General features: G+C 65.4%; 17 protein-coding genes. 5 read left to right on the top strand and 12 right to left on the bottom strand.

The features are described from left to right. Positions 1-22: 22 nt before the first annotated feature. From QRM96_RS01290 to QRM96_RS01270, 5 genes are all read right to left on the bottom strand, one after another. The gene (locus QRM96_RS01290) at positions 23-1,609 is read right to left on the bottom strand and encodes an LCP family protein (protein ID WP_285318053.1); all 1,587 of its coding nucleotides are present in this window, start codon (positions 1,607-1,609) and stop codon (positions 23-25) included. 96 nt (positions 1,610-1,705) lie between these two features. Then, positions 1,706-2,665: a GTPase Era gene (era, locus tag QRM96_RS01285; RefSeq protein ID WP_018761387.1), complete on the bottom strand. Its 960-nt coding sequence runs from the start codon at positions 2,663-2,665 to the stop codon at positions 1,706-1,708. Then, a complete protein-coding gene (locus QRM96_RS01280) occupies positions 2,649-3,980 on the bottom strand; it encodes a hemolysin family protein (RefSeq protein WP_018761388.1) in 1,332 nt (443 codons plus the stop codon). The genes era and QRM96_RS01280 overlap by 17 nt, the downstream gene beginning before the upstream one ends. Next, a complete protein-coding gene (gene ybeY / locus QRM96_RS01275) occupies positions 3,977-4,450 on the bottom strand; it encodes an rRNA maturation RNase YbeY (protein ID WP_285318052.1) in 474 nt (157 codons plus the stop codon). Before ybeY ends, QRM96_RS01280 begins: the two co-directional genes overlap by 4 nt. Continuing rightward, complete coding sequence (locus QRM96_RS01270; protein ID WP_026264475.1) at positions 4,447-5,535, bottom strand: PhoH family protein; 1,089 nt, start codon at positions 5,533-5,535, stop codon at positions 4,447-4,449. The genes ybeY and QRM96_RS01270 overlap by 4 nt, the downstream gene beginning before the upstream one ends. A gap of 383 nt (positions 5,536-5,918) precedes the next feature. Here QRM96_RS01270 and QRM96_RS01265 point away from each other — a divergent pair, with 383 nt between their 5' ends. Next, positions 5,919-6,839, top strand: a complete 921-nt coding sequence (locus QRM96_RS01265; RefSeq protein WP_285318050.1) for a GerMN domain-containing protein — start codon at positions 5,919-5,921, stop codon at positions 6,837-6,839. On the opposite strand, the gene QRM96_RS01260 is transcribed toward QRM96_RS01265, so the two are convergent. The 3 genes from QRM96_RS01260 to hrcA all read right to left on the bottom strand — a co-directional run bounded on the left by QRM96_RS01260 (position 6,826) and on the right by hrcA (position 9,830). Next, entirely contained in the window at positions 6,826-7,602 is a 777-nt protein-coding gene (locus tag QRM96_RS01260; protein WP_018761392.1) for a 16S rRNA (uracil(1498)-N(3))-methyltransferase, read from the bottom strand. The genes QRM96_RS01265 and QRM96_RS01260 overlap by 14 nt on opposite strands. Before the next feature lie 2 nt (positions 7,603-7,604). Then, positions 7,605-8,732, bottom strand: a complete 1,128-nt coding sequence (gene dnaJ, locus QRM96_RS01255) for a molecular chaperone DnaJ (protein ID WP_109044564.1) — start codon at positions 8,730-8,732, stop codon at positions 7,605-7,607. A gap of 84 nt (positions 8,733-8,816) precedes the next feature. After that, the gene (gene hrcA, locus QRM96_RS01250; protein WP_109044563.1) at positions 8,817-9,830 is read right to left on the bottom strand and encodes a heat-inducible transcriptional repressor HrcA; all 1,014 of its coding nucleotides are present in this window, start codon (positions 9,828-9,830) and stop codon (positions 8,817-8,819) included. A gap of 173 nt (positions 9,831-10,003) precedes the next feature. Here hrcA and QRM96_RS01245 point away from each other — a divergent pair, with 173 nt between their 5' ends. Next, positions 10,004-10,855, top strand: coding sequence for a DUF3097 domain-containing protein (locus QRM96_RS01245; protein ID WP_018761395.1), 852 nt, complete (start codon positions 10,004-10,006; stop codon positions 10,853-10,855). Positions 10,856-10,974: 119 nt separating this feature from the next. Next, complete coding sequence (locus tag QRM96_RS01240) at positions 10,975-11,385, top strand: DUF4870 domain-containing protein (RefSeq protein ID WP_285318049.1); 411 nt, start codon at positions 10,975-10,977, stop codon at positions 11,383-11,385. A gap of 116 nt (positions 11,386-11,501) precedes the next feature. Here QRM96_RS01240 and hemW read toward each other — a convergent pair whose 3' ends face one another. Then, positions 11,502-12,731, bottom strand: coding sequence for a radical SAM family heme chaperone HemW (gene hemW, locus QRM96_RS01235; protein ID WP_285318048.1), 1,230 nt, complete (start codon positions 12,729-12,731; stop codon positions 11,502-11,504). A 25-nt stretch (positions 12,732-12,756) separates the two neighbouring features. After that, positions 12,757-14,613, bottom strand: a complete 1,857-nt coding sequence (gene lepA, locus QRM96_RS01230; protein WP_026264477.1) for a translation elongation factor 4 — start codon at positions 14,611-14,613, stop codon at positions 12,757-12,759. 178 nt (positions 14,614-14,791) lie between these two features. Between lepA and QRM96_RS01225 the strand changes: the two genes are divergently transcribed. Together QRM96_RS01225 and rpsT are read left to right on the top strand one after the other, a co-directional pair. Then, positions 14,792-15,283, top strand: a complete 492-nt coding sequence (locus QRM96_RS01225; protein ID WP_018761399.1) for a type II toxin-antitoxin system PemK/MazF family toxin — start codon at positions 14,792-14,794, stop codon at positions 15,281-15,283. 169 nt (positions 15,284-15,452) lie between these two features. Beyond that, the gene (gene rpsT, locus QRM96_RS01220) at positions 15,453-15,713 is read left to right on the top strand and encodes a 30S ribosomal protein S20 (RefSeq protein ID WP_018761400.1); all 261 of its coding nucleotides are present in this window, start codon (positions 15,453-15,455) and stop codon (positions 15,711-15,713) included. Between the two features lie 166 nt (positions 15,714-15,879). On the opposite strand, the gene holA is transcribed toward rpsT, so the two are convergent. Next, positions 15,880-16,896, bottom strand: coding sequence for a DNA polymerase III subunit delta (gene holA, locus QRM96_RS01215; RefSeq protein WP_109044559.1), 1,017 nt, complete (start codon positions 16,894-16,896; stop codon positions 15,880-15,882). 186 nt (positions 16,897-17,082) lie between these two features. Then, the gene (locus QRM96_RS01210) at positions 17,083-19,272 is read right to left on the bottom strand and encodes a hypothetical protein (protein ID WP_285318045.1); all 2,190 of its coding nucleotides are present in this window, start codon (positions 19,270-19,272) and stop codon (positions 17,083-17,085) included. Positions 19,273-19,514 lie beyond the last annotated feature (242 nt).

Genomic DNA, 19,514 nt, shown 5'->3' with positions numbered 1-19,514 from the left:
GCTCCGGGCAGGGCGCTGCCTGCTACTGACGGACGATCAGTGCAGGGTTGGCCTGCTGGCAGACCTTGTCCCCTGCGGTCTGGTTGACGATGTCAGACGGCAGCGCGGGCGCGCCGGAACCGAAGGCAGTGCCGGTGGTGAAGTCACTGCCCACGTACACCTGGACGCCCTGGATGGCCGGCAGCGGAATTACCTGTTCGGCTGGAATGCCCAGCAGGGCGGCGACGTCGGTGGCCACGTCGGCGAAGTTGGGGCCGTAGTAAACGGCCGTCTTGGCCACCGGCTGTGCCTGGAACTGCGACGTTGCGGCGAAGCCGCCGCTGACCAGGGCCTGCACAAGTTCCTGCGCCCTGCCGGGGACGCCACTGCCATTGGCAACGGTGACGGGCTGGATCGCCTTGTTGTACGGGGGTACCGGCGCCGCTGTCTCCGTCGGCGAGGGCGTTGGCGTGGCAGACTCGCCAGGGGCCGGTGCTGTGGTGGTGGGTGCCGTCGGGTCGGTCAGGTCGACGTTCTTCCGGAGCGCGGAGAAAAGCTGGGCGCCCGCAGGTTCGGCGATCACCAGGCGGTTGGGGTCGGTGGGTGCCGGCGTGGTGGGCACGGCCACGAACGCAACCTTGCCGATGTCGATGTTCTTCAACCGGTTGCCGATGGTGAGGAGGGCCGGAACGGAGGCCAGGCCATCGTCCACTGTCAGGTTCTGGGTGACGACGTCAGCGATCTTGAGCATCCTGGCGGGGTCGGACAGCGTCCCCTCGTCCTTGATCTTGCGGGTCAGCGACGACAGGAACCCCTGCTGGGCCTTGATCCGGCCCAGATCGCCGCCGTCGGCGAACGCGTGCCGGGTCCGGAGGTAGGAAAGGGCCATCTCGCCCTGGACGGACGATGTCCCGGCGGGGAGGCGAAGCCCCGAGTCGGGGTCGAAGACGGCGTCGCTGATGCATACCTCCACGCCACCGACGGCGTTGGAGAGTTCCTTGACGGCGTTGAAGTCGGCCATCATAAAGTGGTCCACCTGCATGCCGGTGAGTTTGTTGACGGTATCCACGGCACATCCGATGCCGGCCTCACCCATGGCCTCATTGATCATCACGCCACTGCGGGCAGGGTAGACCTTTTTGGTCTTCTGGTCGGTGCACTGCGGGATGTCGACCAGGAGGTCACGCGGGAAGCTGATGACGTTGACGCGCTTGTTGTCCTCGGAAATGTCCATCAGCATCATCACGTCCGACTTGCCATAGCCGGTGGAATCGTCCGCGGACCCGTACTGGGAGTTCTTCCCGTCCCGGGTGTCCGAGCCGAGAATCAGGATCTGCATCCGGCCTGTGGCATCATTGGCAGGCGATTCGGTACTGCCACCGCCGGCGTTCAGTGGGGCCTTGGAAATGTTGCCCTGCAGCCGGAAGAACCAGAAGCCGGCAAAAGCGATCCCGCCCACCAGGACTGCGGCCACCACGCCGGTGAGGATCTTCAGCCAGAGGGGCATGGTGCGCAGCGGCCCCAGGTGGCGCGCCGCCCCTGTGGCACCGCCGTCCGCGTGCCGGGATACCGGTCCCGGTCCGGCTGAGAGGTCAGCCTCGTTGTCGCGTTCGTCGCGGCCTCGACCCACGTGGTGAACCTTCCTCTTAGTACAAAGTCCGGTCCATTTTAGTGGTCCAGTCTGGAGATGCGGCAGGACGGCTCCATTGGGCGCCCTGGGGGCTGCTCAGAAACCCAGTTTGACCAGTTGCTTCGGGTCGCGCTGCCAGTCCTTGGCTACCTTGACATGGAGGTCGAGGTAGATGCGGGTTCCCAGGAGCGCTTCGATACCCTTTCGGGCGTTGGTGCCCACTTCACGCAATCGGCTGCCGCCCTTGCCGATAATGATGGCCTTCTGCGAGGGCCGTTCCACGTAAAGGTTGACCCGGACGTCCAGCAGCGGGTTGTCATCGGGACGGTCTTCCCGGGGGACGATCTCCTCGACGACGACAGCCAGGGAGTGGGGAAGCTCATCCCGGACGCCTTCCAGCGCCGCTTCGCGGATCAGTTCGGCCACCATGACGGCCTCGGGCTCGTCCGTGAGCTCACCGTCCGGGTACAGCGGAGGCGACGGCGGCATGTGGCTGATCAGCACGTCGGCCACGGTTTCCACCTGGAAACCGTCAGCGGCTGAGACGGGCACGATGTCTTTCCAGCCGTCCTCCCCCATCACCTCGCGGCCCAGGGCCGCAACGGCGAGGAGCTGCTCAGTCAGAGCCTGCTTGTCCACCAGGTCAGCTTTGGTGACGATGGCGATGACGGGTTTGCGTCCGACGGCGGCAAGCTGTGTGGCGATGAACTTGTCACCGGGTCCGATCTTCTCGTTGGCCGGCAGGCAGAATCCGATGGCGTCAACTTCGGACAGGGTGTCGGCGACGAGGTCGTTGAGGCGCTTGCCCAGCAGCGTGCGTGGCCGGTGCAGTCCAGGGGTGTCCACAAGGATCAGCTGGGCGTCTTCACGGTGGACGATGCCCCTGATGGTGTGCCGCGTGGTCTGCGGTTTGGCCGAGGTGATGGCCACCTTCTTGCCCACCAGCGCGTTGGTCAGGGTGGACTTGCCGGCGTTCGGCCTGCCGACGAGGATCGAAAACCCTGCGCGGAAGCCGCCGAAATCGTCCGGCGCCGCGTCCTTATTTTTCTTGCTCACGTGGAACTCCCTGCTGGGTTGTTTCGGCCTCTTCCAGGAGGCCTTCAAAGTCAGTCTCTACTCTTGGTACGGGCGCCGCAATGATGTGGCTGACCCTGTTGCGCCGGCCTTCCAGCCGCTCAGCGCGAAGGGACACTCCCTGTACTTCCACGCTGCTGCCCACGATCGGGACCCGGCCAAGTGCCTTGGCCAGCAAGCCACCGACGGTGTCCACCTCGTCGTCGTCGAGCTCCAGGTCGAAAAGTTCGCCGAGATCGTCGATGCCCATCCTGGCGCTGACCCGGTAGGAGCCGTCACCCAGCGCCACAGCCTCGGCACTTTCGGTGTCGTATTCGTCCACGATCTCGCCGACGATTTCCTCGATCAGGTCTTCCAGCGTGACCAGGCCTGCGGTACCGCCGTACTCGTCGATCACGATTGCCACGTGGGTGGATTCCTTCTGCAATTCGCGCAGGAGGTCACTGACGGGTTTGGACTCTGGCACGTAGCGCACTTCCCGGGCCAACGCCTCAACGACGGGTGGCTCCTCACCGGTTTCCAGCTGGTGGATGACCGCTGCGACGTCCTTGAGGTAGATGATGCCCAGGATGTGGTCGGTGTTTTCGCTGATCACCGGGATCCGTGAATATCCGGAGCGGAGGAACAGTGACATCGCCTGGTGAAGGCTGGAACCGGCGTCGATGCTGACGATGTCGGTCCGCGGCACCATCACGGCCCTGACCAGGGTGTCGCCGAAGTCGAAGACCGACTGGATCATCTCCGCCTCGGTGTCCTCGATCATGTCCGATTCACTGGCCCGGTCCAAGAGCTCACGGAATTCCTGCTCACTGAAGAATGCGTCGTCCCCGCCCGGTGCTCCCGGGGCAGCGGAACTGCCGAGGGCCACGAGCCAGCCGGGAATGGGGCCCAGCACACTGGTGAGGAAACGGACCATCGGGGCGGTGAACCGCACCACGGTCGTGGAGTGCAGTCTCCCGAGCTGTCGGGGTGAGACACCTACGATCACGAACCCGAGAACGGCCATGATGCCGGTGGCTACGAGGCCTGCCAGCCAGACGTTGTCCAGGAGGCTGGCCACCAGGACGGCCACTGCCACGGCCGAGGCCATCTCGAACCAGACACGCCAGAACCGGAGGGCCCGGGTGTGTGCCACCGGCTCCGCGAGGATGCGGCGCATGGCCGTGCCGCGGCTTTTGTGCAGTGCCGCTTCCGCGTCGTGCCGGGGAAGGAAACTGAAGGCGGCTTCGGCCGCTGTCAGCAGGGCCGCGACGGCAAGGAAGACCAGTGCCACCGCGACGAGGAGCAGTTGCGTCACTGGGTCGTCTCGGCGGGTGCTTCTTTGCCGGTGAATCCGGTCAGGAGTTCGCGCTGCAGGCCGAACATCTCCGCTTTTTCCTCCGGTTCCGCATGGTCGTAGCCCAGCAGGTGGAGGATTCCGTGGGTGGTCAGGAGCAGCATTTCGTCCTGCAGCGAGTGGCCGGCGTTCCTGGCCTGGACCTTCGCCACCTGCGGGCAAATTGCGATATCGCCCAGCATGCCCTGGGGCGTCGGCCGACCCGGGGTTCCGGGCGTGAGTTCGTCCATGGGGACCGAGAGCACATCCGTGGCGCCGGGTTCGTCCATCAGTTCAATGTGCAGCTTTTCCATGGCCGGTTCGTCCACCAGGAGGATGGACAGCTCGGCCTGGGGATGGATGTAGAGCTGTTCAAAGATGTACCGCGATAATGCAACGAGTTCGGCTTCTTCGACGTGGACGCCGGACTCGTTGTTCACCTCGATGCTCACGCGTGTTCCCCCCGCTTTTCCCTGTTGACTGAGTGCTTGACGCGGTTCCGCTGGGCTTCGTCCCAGACGCTGTAGGCGTTGACGATGTCGCCGACCAAGCGGTGACGGACCACGTCCGCGGCGTCAAGGACGGAGAAGTTCACGTCCTCGATGCCCTGCAGGATTTCCTCCACGATCCGCAGCCCCGAACGCGTTCCAAACGGCAGGTCCACCTGGGTGACGTCTCCGGTGACCACCATCTTGGAGCCGAACCCGAGACGGGTGAGGAACATCTTCATCTGTTCCGGCGTGGTGTTTTGCGCCTCGTCGAGGATGATAAAGGCGTCGTTGAGTGTCCGGCCGCGCATGTAAGCCAGTGGTGCCACCTCGATGGTCCCGGCGGCCATCAGCCGAGGGATGGACTCGGGATCCATCATGTCGTGCAACGCATCGTAAAGCGGCCGAAGGTATGGATCGATCTTGTCGCTCAGCGTTCCGGGCAAGAAGCCAAGGCGTTCCCCTGCCTCCACCGCAGGGCGGGTGAGGATGATGCGGCTGACCTCTTTTTGCTGCAGGGCCTGGACGGCTTTGGCCATGGCCAGGTAGGTCTTGCCGGTGCCTGCGGGCCCGATCCCGAAAATCACCGTATTGGCGTCGATCGCGTCGACGTAGTTCTTCTGGTTCAGCGTTTTGGGCCGGATGGTCCTGCCGCGGCTGGAGAGGATGTCATGGGTGAGGACGTCCACCGGGTTCTGCAGTGACTGGGTGCGCAGGAGCGCCACGAGCTGCTGCAGCACAGCAGGGGTGATCACCGTGCCGCGGGCCACGAGGCCACGGACCTCCTGGAGGAGCCGCATGATCCGGGGGACGTCGCTGGCCGGACCGCTGATGGAGAGCTCGTTGCCGCGCACGTGGAAGTTGACGTCCGGGAACTGGACTTCGATGAACCGCAACGCCTCATCGTGGCTGCCAAGTGATTGAACCATCTGGTCCGAATTCTCAAACAGGACAACTTCGGTCCTGGTGCCCGGCAGTGAGTGGGGAAACTCCCCCGGGCTGCCGTCGCCTGTGTTGAGCCGGCGCTTACCATTCGCTGATTCAGTCATGGTGCTGGCCCGCAGGCCTGTGGTCCCCTCGAAGTTCTTCAATCCAATTTTCCGTGCCGGAAAGGGGCGCCCGTTGCACGGTGCTCCTTGCCCAGCGATCCCATCATCTTACGCCAGCAGCAGGCGTCTGCGGGCACGGCGGGCTGCTGCCCATCACACAGGCGCGGCCGTTTGGTATCAACTTCATATCGGCCTCATATCGTTCCCGTTGCAGTTGGGGCGTGAGGGCCACAGAACCGCTGCTGGGCTGCACCGCTGTGCAATGCTGGAAATCCAGCAACTGCTGGGACTCCAGGCCGTCAGGGGATCGGCCCGCCACGCCACGAAAGGACAAGGGCAGGACAGTGCCGGATACCTCTGTGCCCAAAAGGGCAGGCCGAACGATGGGCCCCTTGCGCCCGGCGGTCCTGGCAGGCGTCCTGGTGCTCGTTCCCATACTGGCAGGCTGCACCGCTGAGGGCGGCCCATCGCCCACCGGCACCCTCGCCTCGGTCCCGGCGTCCGGCGGGACCATGCCGGACGCACCGTCCACCAGCGCTCCGCTGGAGACCACCCAATCCTCCAACAAGGCGCCCGTGTATTGGATCGGCCGCAGCGGCGGCAACATTTTCCTGTACCGCGAATTCCGCGATGTCCCGGAGCAGGACAACCCGGTAACGCGTGCGTTGCGGGCCATGATGTCGGAGAAGCCGCTCGACCCCGATTTCTTCACGCCATGGCAGAATCCGGATAAGTTGGCCACCTCGATTTCAGGCAAAGACGTCATTACGGTGGACGTTTCGGCTGACGCGTTCAACAGCAACCTCGACGCCGACATGGCTGCCCGCGCCATCCAGCAACTGATTTATACGGCCACCGCGGCGGCCGCCAGTTCGGGGCTGATCGACACCAGCCAGCAGGTCCGGGTCCGGATCCTCGTGGACGGGCACACCGACTACGTCGCTTTCGGGAAGGTCCAGCTGGGCGCCCTGATGACCCGTGCTGCCGGCCTGGTGGCGCCGGTCTGGATCATTGATCCGCAGGAAAATACCGAAGTCCCGGCAGGAACCGTGAAGATCACGGGCCGCAGCACGTCGCCGGGAGCCAAGCTCCACTGGCAAATCCTGCAGGTTGCGGACAACGGTGGCGGCAAGACGCCTTTCCTGAGCGGCGAAACGACGGCGGCCGCGGAGCAGGGCCAGGCGGGGGTCTTCACACTGGCCCTTAACCTGCCGGCCGGTGACTATGAACTCCACGTGGCGCAGGCCGGATCCGGTGGAGAACCGGACCGGAACGAGGACACCCGGTCCTTTAGGGTGCGGTAGCCCAGCGTCCCAGGATATCGCTGGCCAGCACGACGGCGGCCGGGCCGGCAGTGGAGGACCGCAGGACGTGGTGCCCCAGCAGGGCCGTCACCGCGCCGTTGTCACAGAGCTTCGTCACCTCGCGGGGACTGATGCCGCCTTCGGGGCCAACAATCAGCAGGATCTCGCGGGGCCCGGTGCCCGCGCTCCCCTGCCATCCTTCCAGGACGGTGCGCAGGGGCCTGACAGCGTCTTCGTGCAAGATCACGGCCAGGTCCGCGGCGGCCACGGCGTTGCAGAGCCCGGACGTTTCAACGGCGTCCCGTACCTCGGGAATCCAGGCGCGGCGGGCCTGCTTGGCGGCAGCGGCAACGGCCGACTGCCACTTGGCATGGGCCTTGGCGGCCCGGTCCCCCTTCCAGCGGACGATGGACCGTTCCGACTGCCAGGGTATGACGGCATCGATGCCCAGTTCCGTTGCCGTCTCAATGGCCAGTTCGTCCCTGTCGCCCTTGGCCAGCGCTTGCGCCAGCACCAGCCGGACCTCGGGCCTGTCTTCGGCCACCACGGTCCCGCACTCCACTTCCAGCGCGGAGGACGATGCTGATGCCACCTTGCCGGTCATGCGGGCGCCGGCGCCGTCCACGATGTCCACGGCCTCCCCCGGCGACAAGCGCTTCACGGTGACTGCGTGCCGGGCTTCAGGGCCTTCCAGGACAAAGACCTGGCCGGGCGCCAGGCCGTCCAGCGAGCCGGGGCTGGCAAAGAATACGGGGTTGCTCACCGCTACAGGTTACCGAGCCGGTCCCGGAGCTTGGCGAACATCCCGCCGCTGGCAGCGAGCTTACCCTCGGTGATCTGTTCCCCACGGAGCTTGGCCAGCTGGCGCAGCAGGTCCTCTTGCGCGGCGTCGAGTTTGGCGGGAGTGTCCACTTGGAGGTGGACCTTCAGGTCTCCGCGCCCGTAGCCCCTCAGGTGGGTGACGCCCAGACCGCGGAGGGTAATGACCTCGCCGGACTGGGTGCCGGGCTTGACGTCGATCTCCTGGCTGCCGTCGAAGGTTTCCAGGCTGACGTCCGTGCCGAGGGCAGCCGCTGTCATGGGGATGTGCAAAGTGGCGTGCAGGTCATCGCCTTCGCGGACATAGGTGGCGTCGTTGTTGACCCGGATCTCCACGTAGAGGTCGCCTGCGGGGCCACCGGCGGGGCCGGCTTCGCCTTGCCCGGAGAGCTGGATGCGGGTTCCGGTGGCAACACCGGCAGGAACCTTGATGGTCAGTGAGCGGCGGCTGCGGATGCGGCCCTGGCCGCTGCATTCGTTGCAGGGATCCTTGATGACCGTGCCGAAGCCTTCGCAGGTGCCGCAGGGGGCCGCCGTCATGACCTGGCCAAGAATGGAGCGGACGGCACGCTGGACCTGGCCGCTGCCGCCGCAGATATCGCAGCGCTCGGGGTGTGTGCCGGGGCGGCAGCACGATCCGTCGCAGGTGGGGCAGACGACGGCGGTGTCCACTTCGAGCTTCTTGTTGACGCCAAAGACGGCGTCGCGGAGGTCGATCCGGACGCTGATGAGCGCGTCCTGGCCCCTGCGCACCCGGGACGCCGGACCGGACGTGCCGCCGGCGCCGAAGAAGGTGTCGAAGATGTCCTGGAACGCGAACCCTTGGCCCGCGTAGCCCGCACCGCCGAAGCCGTTGTCCGTTCCGTTCTCATTGCCGGTGGTGTCGTAGATGCGGCGCTTCTGGGGGTCGGAGAGGACCTCGTAGGCGTGAGTGACTGCCTTGAAGCGTTCCGACGCGTCCGCCCCGGGGTTTACGTCCGGGTGGAGGGTGCGGGCCAGTTTGCGGTAGGCCTTTTTGATCTCTTCGCCCGTAGCTTCGGGGGAGACTCCAAGGACGTCATAGTGGCTGCTCAAAGTTCGTATCTCTTCCTTGTTGTACTGCGTGCCGTTGGGCCCGGTGTCCGGTCCCGTTGCCGGACGTGGTCCGGCAACGGAGGATCAGGGCCCCAAAATCCTGGAAAGGTAGCGGGCCACGGCCCTGACGGCGGCCATGGTGGTGGGGTAGTCCATCCGTGTGGGGCCAAGGATCCCTACCTTCGCGGCGCTGTCAGGGCCGTAGCCTGTGGCCACCACCGATGCCTCCGCGAGGCCGTCGTAAGGGTTCTCCCGTCCGATGCTGACGGCCACGCCGCGGTGGTCCTGTGCCATTTCGCTCAGCAACCGCAGCATCACCACCTGCTCCTCGAGTGCTTCGAGCACCGGGCCGATGCTGAGTGGAAAGTCTACGTTGGACCGGGCCAGGTTGGCCGTTCCGGCCATGACCATCCGGTCTTCCCGGCTGCTCTGGGCCAAAACCTCCAGCCCAAGCGCGAGTGCGTGCGCGGCCTGGCGCTGAGGGTGCGGCGCGGCGGCGACGACGGCGGGCAAGGCCTGGGCGAGGTGGCTCAGCGACGTGCCGCCCAAGGCCCCGAGGAACCGGGTCCGCAACTCCGCCAGCGCCTCGTCACCCAAGTCCTGGCCGACGTCGATCACGCGCTGCTCGACTTTGCCGCTGTTGGCAATCAGCACCACGAGTACTTTGCGCGGTGCCAGCAGCACGAATTCGATGTGGCGGACCAGGGCCCTGCTCAAGTGCGGGTACTGGACCACTGCCACCTGGTTGGTCAGCTGGGACAGGAGGCGGACCGTGCGATCCAGGACGTCGTCGAGGTCGTCCGCTCCTTCCAGGAGTGATTGGATGGCCCGCCGCTCTGCGGCCGACAGGGGCTTGACCGCCGAGATCTGGTCCACGAACAGGCGGTAGCCCTTGTCCGTGGGTATCCGCCCTGCGCTGGTGTGCGGCGCGGTGATCAGGCCCTCATCCTCCAGCGCCGCCATGTCGTTGCGGATCGTGGCGCTGGACACACCGAGATGATGGCGCTCCACCAGCGCTTTTGAGCCGACCGGCTCGCGGGAGTGGACGTAGTCCTCCACGATCGCCCGCAGCACTTCCAGTTTGCGTGGCTCGCTCACTCTCCACCTCCATCCACGGTCCGGGGCGCGTGCCCCGTCCGGTGCCGCCCAGGGGTTAGCACTCGACATGCCTCAGTGCTAACAGTCTATTATGCCTCGGCCCGTTGTTAGCATTGGTACCGCTCCGGGCGAAACTCCGGGGGTGAGGACCTAATGCGAGGCGGATCGAATCCATGGACTACCAGAACTGGGGCCCCCGCGGGATTTCCGCCCCTGCCCGGACCGAACTGCCGGAGGTTCCCGTGGAGCGCGGCATGGTGCTTGAGGAAGTCCAGTCCGGCTGGGTTGGGGCTGTCACCCGGGTGGAGAAGTCCGGCGGAATGCACGTGGTTGCCCTCGAGGACCGGCGCGGAAAGTCGCGGTCCTTCCGGCTGGGCTTCGGCTTCCTCCTGGAGGGACAGCCGATCCGCCTGATGCCGCCGGCGCCCGCCCGCGCTGGGGCCGGTCCCGCCGCAGGGCGGACCGCGTCCGGGTCGGTTCGGGTGGCAGGGCAGCGCGCCCAGGTCGCAAAGGCGAGCCGGATCTGGGTGGAAGGCAAGCATGACGCTGAACTGGTGGAGAAGGTGTGGGGAGACGACCTTCGGGTGGAAGGCATCGTCGTCGAACCCCTGCACGGCATCGACGACCTCACGGCCGCCGTGGCGGACTTCAGGCCGGGACCTGGGCGCCGCCTCGGGGTCCTCGTGGACCACCTGGTGCCCGATTCAAAGGAATCGCGCATCGCCGAGGCTGTGATGGCCTCCCCTGGTGCCGCCGGAAATGTCCTGATCGTCGGCCACCCCTACGTGGATGTGTGGCAGGCCATCCGCCCCGCGGTGCTGGGCATCCAGCAATGGCCGGCGATTCCCCGCGGCCAGGACTGGAAGACCGGCATCCTGAAGGCCTTTGGCTGGCCGCACTCCACCAAGGAAGATATCGGGCTGGGGTGGCAAAAGCTCCTCGGCGCCGTCCGCACGTACGCCGACCTGGAACCGTCGCTGCTGGGGCGGGTTGAGGAAGTGATCGACTTCCTCACCGTGCCCTGAAAGCCGCTCCCGCCCCGCGACCCAGTATTCTGGATACTGCGATGCCTTGCTTTTCACAGCATGTCACCGAGTCCTTATTAGTCGTCAGCACCACTTGCACCCCAGAAGGAAAACAGACTGTGGCAGAAAACGCACGTGATCACAGGGATGGCCAAGGCCGTTCCGAGTACCATGGCGTCCCCGCCAATGCGCTGCCGCTCACGGCCAGCGAAGACCGCCAATGGGCCACGCTGGCCCACTTCGGCGGGATCCTGGGGTGCATTCCGTCCCTGCTGATCTACCTGATCTTCCGGGACCGCGGACCGTTCACCGCGCAGGAGTCGAAGGAAGCGCTGAACTTCAGCCTGACGCCCACCATCGCCGCGGTCCTGGCCAACATCCTGGTGTTCATTCCCTACGTGGGCAACATCTTCGCCGTGATCGCCACGCTGATCTGGGTGGCGCTGACCTGCTTCTCGGTGGCCGCAGGGATCCACGTCAACCGGGGCCAGCCGCACCGCTACCCGTACAACCTGCGCTGGATCAAATAGTCCCCAGCGGCTCCCAGCCCTCGCAAGCTCAGGCCGGGGCCCTCGCCGCTGTGGGCCCACCCAGCGGCTCCCAGCGCAATCAAGCCCCCACAAGCCCCGCCGGGTTCGTGCTGCGGTTAGTCGGGCAGGATCCTACGGACCACGGCGTCCGCCAGGAGCCGGCCCTTCAGGGTGAGGACCAGCCGTCCGTGGAACGCCGCGGCCGGTTCCACCAGTTCGTCCGCGATCAGGGCCGCCACCTCATGGCGGCCCAAGGTGCTGAGCGTCGAGACGTCGAGCCCTGACTGCAGCCGCGCCTCAAGCATCACCCGCTCCAGTCGCCTGGTGTCCGAATCCAGGGTTTCGCGGCCCGCAGCCGGCGAATAGCCCTGCGCGAGCCGGTTGGCGTAGGCCACAGGGTGCTTGACGTTCCACCAGCGCACGCCGCCCACGTGTGAGTGGGCGCCAGGCCCTATCCCCCACCAGTCGTCGCCCCGCCAGTAGGCCAGGTTGTGCCGGCAGGCCTGGTCCGGGGTCCGGGCCCAATTGCTGACCTCGTACCAGCCCAGCCCGGCTTCGGTGATCAGCTGGTCGGCGAGCTCGTACTTGTCGGCGTGGTCGTCGTCGTCGATTCCCGGGACCTCGCCGCGCCGCATCTGTGCGGCGAGCTTGGTGCCTTCCTCGACGATCAGCGCATAGGCGCTGATGTGGTCGGGCTCGTACGACAAGGCTGTTTCAAGGGAGTACCGCCAGTCGGCCAGGGATTCACCGGGCGTACCGTAAATCAGGTCCAGGCTGACGGCAAGTCCCGCCTCCCGGGCCCACCGGACCACCTGCGGAACCCGGCTCGGGGTGTGGGTGCGGTCCAGGACCTTCAAGACGTGCGGGACGGCGGATTGCATGCCGAACGACACCCGGGTGAAACCGGCTTCCTTGAGGATGGCGAGGGATTCGGGCGTGACCGAGTCGGGATTGGCCTCGGTGGTGACTTCCGCGTCCTCTTCGATTCCCCACTGGTCGATGGCGGCACGAAGAATCATGGCGAGGTCGCCGGCCGGCAGGAGCGTAGGCGTGCCGCCGCCGAAGAAAACGGTGCTGAGCTTGCGTGCCGGGACGCCTGAACGCTGCAGTACCCGCGCGGCCAGCCCCACTTCCGAGACGGCCGTGCCCGCATAGGCATCCTGGGAAGCTCCGCCGCCGAGTTCCGTGGCCGTGTACGTGTTGAAGTCGCAGTACCCGCAGCGCACGGCACAGAACGGGATGTGGACGTACAAGCCGAAAGCCCGGGCCGCCGCACCGTCCGCTGCCTGAGCAGGCAGCAGGCCGTCCGACGGCGCCGGGTCGCCAAGGGGAAGAACGCTGGGCATCAGCGGGTCCCCCGCTGCGCGGTGGTCACTTCTTCTTGGCCTTGTCCTTTGAATCGTCAGTGGTGAGGGCGGCGATGAACGCTTCCTGCGGAACTTCCACCGTGCCCACCATCTTCATGCGCTTCTTGCCTTCTTTTTGCTTCTCCAGCAGCTTGCGCTTACGGGAGATGTCGCCGCCGTAGCACTTGGCCAGGACGTCCTTGCGGATCGCGCGGATGCTTTCACGGGCGATGATCCTGGAGCCGATGGCCGCCTGGATGGGCACCTCGAACTGCTGCCGCGGGATGAGTTCGCGCAGCTTGCCGGTCATCATCACGCCGTACGCGTACGCCTTGTCCCTGTGCGTGATGGCACTGAACGCGTCCACCTGTTCGCCCTGGAGCATGATGTCGACCTTGACCAGGTCGGCTGCCTGGTCACCGTCGGCCTTCCAGTCCAGGGACCCGTAGCCGCGGGTCTTGGACTTCAGGATGTCGAAGAAGTCGAACACGATCTCGGCCAGCGGGAGGCGGTACCTGATCTCCACCCGGTCCTCGGACAGGTAGTCCATCCCGCCCAGCACGCCGCGGCGGGCCTGGCAGAGTTCCATGATGGCGCCGACGAACTCGTTGGGGGCCAGGATGGTGGCGGACACCATGGGTTCGCGCACCTCCGCTACCTTGCCTGTGGGGTACTCGCTGGGGTTGGTCACCTGGACCACCTTCTTGTCCTCCAGGGTCACCTCGTACTCAACGTTCGGTGCGGTGGAGATGAGTGCCAGGTTGTATTCGCGTTCCAGGCGTTCGCGGGTGATCTCAAGGTGGAGCAGGCCGAGGAATCCGACACGGAAACCGAAACCAAGGGCTGCGGAGGTTTCCGGTTCGTACACCAGGGCTGCGTCGTTGAGCATGAGTTTCTCAAGGGCGTCGCGGAGTACCGGATAGTCGGCCCCGTCCAGCGGATACAGGCCGGAGAACACCATGGGCTTGGCGTCGGCGTAGCCGGGCAGTGACTTTGCGGCCGGCTTGGCCAGGTTGGTGACGGTGTCGCCCACCTTGGACTGGCGCACGTCCTTAACGCCGGTGATGAGGTAACCCACTTCACCGACGCCGAGGCCCTTTGACGGCGTGGGTTCCGGGGAGCTGACCCCGATTTCCAGCAGCTCGTGCGATGCCCTGGTGGACATCATCTGGATGCGCTCACGGGGGTGGAGCATGCCGTCCACGACGCGGACGTAGGTGACGACGCCACGGTAGGTGTCATAGACGGAATCGAAGATCATGGCACGGGCCGGTGCATCCGGGTCGCCCGTCGGGGCGGGGAGGTCGCGGACAATCTTGTCCAAGAGCGCCTCCACACCGACGCCGGTCTTGCCGGACACGCGCAGGACGTCCTCCGGATCGCCGCCGATGAGGTTGGCGAGTTCGGCTGCGTATTTCTCCGGCTGCGCTGCCGGAAGGTCGATCTTGTTCAGCACCGGGATGATGGTGAGGTTGTTCTCCATGGCCAGGTACAGGTTTGCCAGTGTCTGCGCCTCGATACCCTGCGCTGCGTCCACCAGGAGGATTGCCCCCTCGCAGGCGGCCAGCGATCTGGAGACCTCATAGGTGAAGTCCACGTGGCCGGGCGTATCGATCATGTTCAGTGCGTAGCTGACCCCGTCCACTTCCCATGGCATGCGCACGGCCTGGGACTTGATGGTGATGCCCCGCTCACGCTCGATGTCCATCCGGTCCAGGTACTGGGCCTTCATGTCGCGCGCCTGGACAACCCCGGTGGACTGCAGCATCCGGTCAGCCAGCGTGGACTTGCCGTGGTCAATATGCGCGATGATGCAAAAGTTCCGAATAATGGCCGGATCTGTCGCGGCGGGCACCGGTGCGGTGCGGGCCATGGGAGACACGCAGGGTCCTTACTGTTGGCATTGTTCGCAGCCAGCCGGCAGGCAACCCCGAAGGTGCCGGGCGGTATGGCCGCACATCTTGAACTCCCAGTGTCCCACGTCCCGGGCCGCGGCACCGCATCCTGCCGCGCCACAGTGGGGGCGTTCCGCCGGCCGCGCAGGGCGATAGGGTTTCAGCATGGCTATCGACCTCCGCTCCGTGGCTAACGCCGTCCGCCGCGGCCTGCGCATGCTGCAGTTGCGAGGCCCCGTCGAGGGTGCTCCCAAGTCCGCCTATCCGGGTGACTTCACCGGCCGGTCTGCCGTGCGGTATGCACCCCGGCCCGACGGCGATCCGGACCCCGGTGAGGTGGTGTGGACCTGGGTCCCTTACGAGGAGGACCACAGCAGGGGCAAGGACCGCCCCGTGCTGCTGGTGGGACATCATGGGACATATCTCCTGGGACTGATGATGACCAGCAGGGACCGGGTGGCGCCGGGTACGGCCTCCGACCTCTACGTGGACCTGGGCTCCGGCGCCTGGGACAAGCAGGGCAGGGCCAGCGAGGTCCGGCTGGACCGGGTCCTGCAGATCAGGCCGGACAGCGTTCGGCGGGAGGGCGCCGTCCTGGACAAGGCGCGTTTTGAGAAAGTTGCCTCCGGGCTGCGCCGGCGGCACGGTTGGACATAGGCACCGGAAATGGCCAGTCCCGTCCCTGACCTGCTATTCTTTATTGCTGTGTGTCCGTGCAGGTCGACGGTCACTGATGGTTGGCCGCCATAGGTATCCCCACGCCGCTCAGTCAAGGCCAGCCGGAAAGCCCTCTAGACCATTTCCGCATTACAAAGAGAGTTCACACGTGGCGAATATCAAGTCCCAGAAGAAGCGCATCCTGACCAACGAGAAGGCCCGCCTGCGCAACAACGCAGTCAAGTCTGAGCTGAAGACGGCCATCCGCGCCGTCAACACCGCCGTTGAGTCCGCTGACAAGGAAGCTGCTACTACTGCGCTCGTTTCTGCCAGCCGTAAGCTGGACAAGGCTGTCAGCAAGGGTGTTCTGCACAAGAACAACGCAGCGAACCGCAAGTCGGCGATCTCCAAGAAGGTCAACGCACTCTAAGGTTTCCAGTTCCCGCGAACTGATGGTGTGGCCGGTACCGGAAGGTGCCGGCCACACGCGTTTAAGCGGCGGCCTGCCAGGCAGCGGGCACAGTGGTACGCAGCCGACCCTGGACGCCGGCAGCAGGATGCCCCGGGCGCCTCGCCGGCAGTCGCGTCTGCCGGCGTTACCTGCCCTGGACCGACATGGCGATCACCGTCACGGCATGTTCGACGGCGTAAACCGGATCCCGTGACAGGCCCTTCACTTGGGCGTCAGCCTCTGCCGTGGCCTGGATGGAGCGCACGAGGCCCTCGGGGGTCCAGCGGCGGACGTCCCGCTGGGCCTGTTCAACCAGCCAGGGCTGCATTCCGAGTTCCGCCGCAATCTGGGCGGACGATCCTGATGCGCCGGCCACCCGCGCCACCGTCCGCAGCTTTGCGGCGAGGGCGGCAACCAGGGGTACCGGATCCGCGCCCGTGGCAAGGGCGTGGCGGAGGGTGGACAGCGCCAGCGGCGCGTTTCCCGCCATGGCGGCGTCCGCCACCTTGAAGGCCGTGGCTTCGATGCGCCCTCCGTAGTACCGGTCCACAGTCTCGGACGTGACGGTAGTGGTGGCGTCAGCGATCAGCTGGCTGCAGGCGGCAGCGAGTTCGGACAGGTCTGCACCCACGGCGTTCACCAGGGCCTGGACGGCGTCCTGGTTGATCCGGCGTCCGGCCGCCTTGAATTCCGAGGTGACGAAAGAGATTTTGTCAGCGTCCTTCTTCAAGGGCTGGCAGTCAACGACTGGCCAGCCGCCCTTCTTGACGGCGTCGAGCAGCTTTTTTCCGCGGGCGCCGCCGGCGTGTCGAAGCACGACGACGGCATCCGGCTCGGGGTGCTGCACGTAAGCCAGCGCGTCGGCCAGGAAGGCTTCGTTCATGGCTTCCACAGATTCGACTTCAATGAGTTTGCTCTCGCCGAACAGCGAGGGGCTGACCTGCATGGTCAGGGCCCCCGGCTCATAACCGGCGGCGTTGATGCGGCTGAGTTCGACGTCCGGCGCCGCCGCCCGGACTTGCGCCCGGACCCTGTCCATGGCCCGGATGCCAAGGTATTCCTCCGGACCGGTGACCAGCACGATCTGCGCCGGGGTCACGTCCCGCCAGGAGGCAGCGTTCGACGCCGGAGAGCGGGTTTCACGCTTTTGCGCAGCGGCCATCGAAGGTCCCTTCCGGAGGTTTTGGTGCAGTATCCCAGCCTGCCATGTCCGCGCCCGGGCTCCAAGCTGCCGGTTCTGAGGCGGCGGGTGGAGACGACCAGCGGCCCTCCCCGGAACCCCGGACAGGGCCGATGGTGTGACTGGCCTACACCGCTGCGAACGGCTCGGCAGGTCGCGTTCCTCCCTTTAATACCTGCTGTAGGTCAGCTTTACCTTGCCGTCCTCAACAGAGACGTTGGCACTCATGGAAACCGAGGTTGTGTCTGTTGCAGGCTTCCAATCGGCTGTTCCGAAACCGAATGAGGTATCCCTCTCGTAGCTGACTGTCGCTTTCCCGGGGGTCTGTGTACGAATACGCCACGGGGTAGACCCATATGGGTCCTTGCTTATGGTGAACGTGGGTTTCGACGTGAGTGTCCAGTGAAAGTTCCGGGAGTAGCGCGAGGAACTGTAGTTGTCGAGCGGGCAATTGGCCGGCTGGGCCTCGGTGGACTTCACACACTCGGCAAGATAGGCGTCGATCTGTGACATGGCTTCGGACTTCAGGGCGTCAGAGGCGTCCACTTTGAGGCTGGCGGTCGAGGGCGCCTGGGCGGCCCCGATGGTGACCAGTGCCGTGGACTTCTGAGCGGCCAGAAATTTTTCCGAGGAGGGCAGTTCAACGGTGTATTCGCCGGGCAAAGCAGGGTAGCTAAGGCCGGATGAGCCCATAGAGCTGCCCGCTAGGTCGACGTCGAGCTCTTGACCGTTGATTAGGACCTTCTTCAGCGGCGTGTCCGACGTGATGCGGACGCTCTGAAGAGGTGTGGACTCCATCTTCCAGTGATCGTCCAGGAGTTCAGGATTCGACTTGCGAAGGCTGTACGTCTCCTGCTTCTTACGGCCGTCCTGGTGTACCTCAGCCACCACCGTAGCCGTGTCATCGGCGACCTTCGTGGACACAATGTCGAAGCCGTCGATGCGCTTGGCAGCCTTGGCGTAGACCTGATCGGACAGCAGGACCCGTTGGTCGTTGGCCACGCCGGGATCGGCCAGTGCCATCGCCTTGGAAGCCTCGCCGTTCTGAAGTGCCTGTAGGTAGCTGCCCACGGCCTTATCAGGACCGTTGTTGCCCTTGATGACGTTGAGTGCAATGACTCCCCCGACCACCAGTACGACCACCAAACCGGCGGAGCCCAGCATGAGTCCAAGCTTGCGCTTCGTGCGGGCGGACATCGGCTCCCGGGGCGCCAGCGCAGGATGGGCTCCGGGTGCTGCACGGCCAACTGGGGCCCCGGCACCCGGTGCAGGGGCCGTGCCAGCCGGTGCAGCTGCTGCCGATTCGGAAGGAGCAATCTTGTAGGCCAGGGCCAGGGGAACATACCGGCTCAGCTGGGGCGCGAGATAGCGCGCTGATGCTTCTGTAGCGCCGCCCCAGAGCATCAGGAAGAACGGGGTAAACCATGCCAGCGTCATGCTGCCGACACCGGACGCCAGTGACCCGGCGTCAAAGGTGCCGGTCACGCTGCTCAGCCACGTGACCAGTGCCCCGGCAACGAGGAATGCAGCAGGGAGCGCTGCCCAGTCAGTGACCTTGTTGGTCACCACGGGCCCCCGGCGCAAGTACCAGAAGACCGAGGTCGCCACGATTGATATCAGCGCCAGGAGAAGCAGCAACCATCCGGCCCAGCCAGGGATGCCGTACTGGTCCAAGGCGTGCCCGAAGCCGAAGCTGATGTCGGAAGCGGAGGAATTCGCCGATGAGGCCACTGAGGAGCCCAAGTTCCAGTTGCGGGTGAGAGCACCCAGATGGCCCAGGCCGAACATGAAGAAGCCTGCCGTGGGTGCCCACAGCGGCGAGGAGAGGGTGGACTGCCACCCGGACTTGATGCCCAGGACAATCACAACTACCGGGATGGCGATGGCCAGAAAAACGACGTAATGCACCGCGACAGTCTCAAACGCCCGGCGGACCGCCGCACGGAGACCGGCGCCTGTAATTGCGCGCGGGCGCACTGATGCCCGCCCTGCGAAAGTGGCGAGCGTTCCGATCACGAGCGCAAATACGAAGGACCCGAGGGTCACAGCGCCGATCGGGCTGATCTTCACGCTCGGCACCGGTATGGAAATGGCGAAGATCGCCCCGAGGATATTGACCAGCAGAGTGAACACCAGGCCCGTTGTTACTGCCTCGATCCAAGTTCCGGCGGTTGTTTGGGCTGCGGCCCGCTTGGCGGCGTACCGGCCGCCGAAGTACAGCACTGCGATCGAGACGGCCGTCAGCAGCAAGGGAACCGCGAAGACGGAAGCGGATCCGTGCACGTTCCCCATGAAGGGAATGGTTGCGTCGATGCTCGAACCGAGCGCGCCAAGCTGGCTCATGACGACCAGCTGCACGGCCAGCTGTCCTATCAGGGACCACGGTGACGGCATCGGGCTTTCACTGGGAAGCATGGAATTCGACGGCAATTCGGTATTGCCACCGTTGCTGGCGCTAATACCGATCAGTGCCAGAATTAGGAAAAGAAAGGCGGTGATGAAAATCACCACATACGAAATGGCGCCGACCAGGGCCCCGGGAATCAAAGTTTTATAGTCGAAAGTCTTCAGGAGACTGGAGCCCGGGGCCGCGCCCGACC

Source organism: Pseudarthrobacter sp. lyk4-40-TYG-27, from assembly GCF_030209295.1.
In the GTDB taxonomy this organism is placed as follows: domain Bacteria; phylum Actinomycetota; class Actinomycetes; order Actinomycetales; family Micrococcaceae; genus Arthrobacter.
Note: the sequence above shows the minus strand (reverse complement) of the source record. Positions and strands in the feature narration are given on the sequence as shown.

What these genes read in the sequence shown, in the direction of transcription:
- QRM96_RS01270 (WP_026264475.1), bottom strand. Translation starts at nt 5,535, where the DNA reads ATGACTGAATCAGCGAATGGTAAGCGCCGGCTCAACACAGGCGACGGC.
- QRM96_RS01265 (WP_285318050.1), top strand. Translation starts at nt 5,919, where the DNA reads ATGGGCCCCTTGCGCCCGGCGGTCCTGGCAGGCGTCCTGGTGCTCGTT.
- QRM96_RS01245 (WP_018761395.1), top strand. Translation starts at nt 10,004, where the DNA reads ATGGACTACCAGAACTGGGGCCCCCGCGGGATTTCCGCCCCTGCCCGG.
- hemW (WP_285318048.1), bottom strand. Translation starts at nt 12,731, where the DNA reads ATGCCCAGCGTTCTTCCCCTTGGCGACCCGGCGCCGTCGGACGGCCTG.
- QRM96_RS01225 (WP_018761399.1), top strand. Translation starts at nt 14,792, where the DNA reads ATGGCTATCGACCTCCGCTCCGTGGCTAACGCCGTCCGCCGCGGCCTG.
- holA (WP_109044559.1), bottom strand. Translation starts at nt 16,896, where the DNA reads ATGGCCGCTGCGCAAAAGCGTGAAACCCGCTCTCCGGCGTCGAACGCT.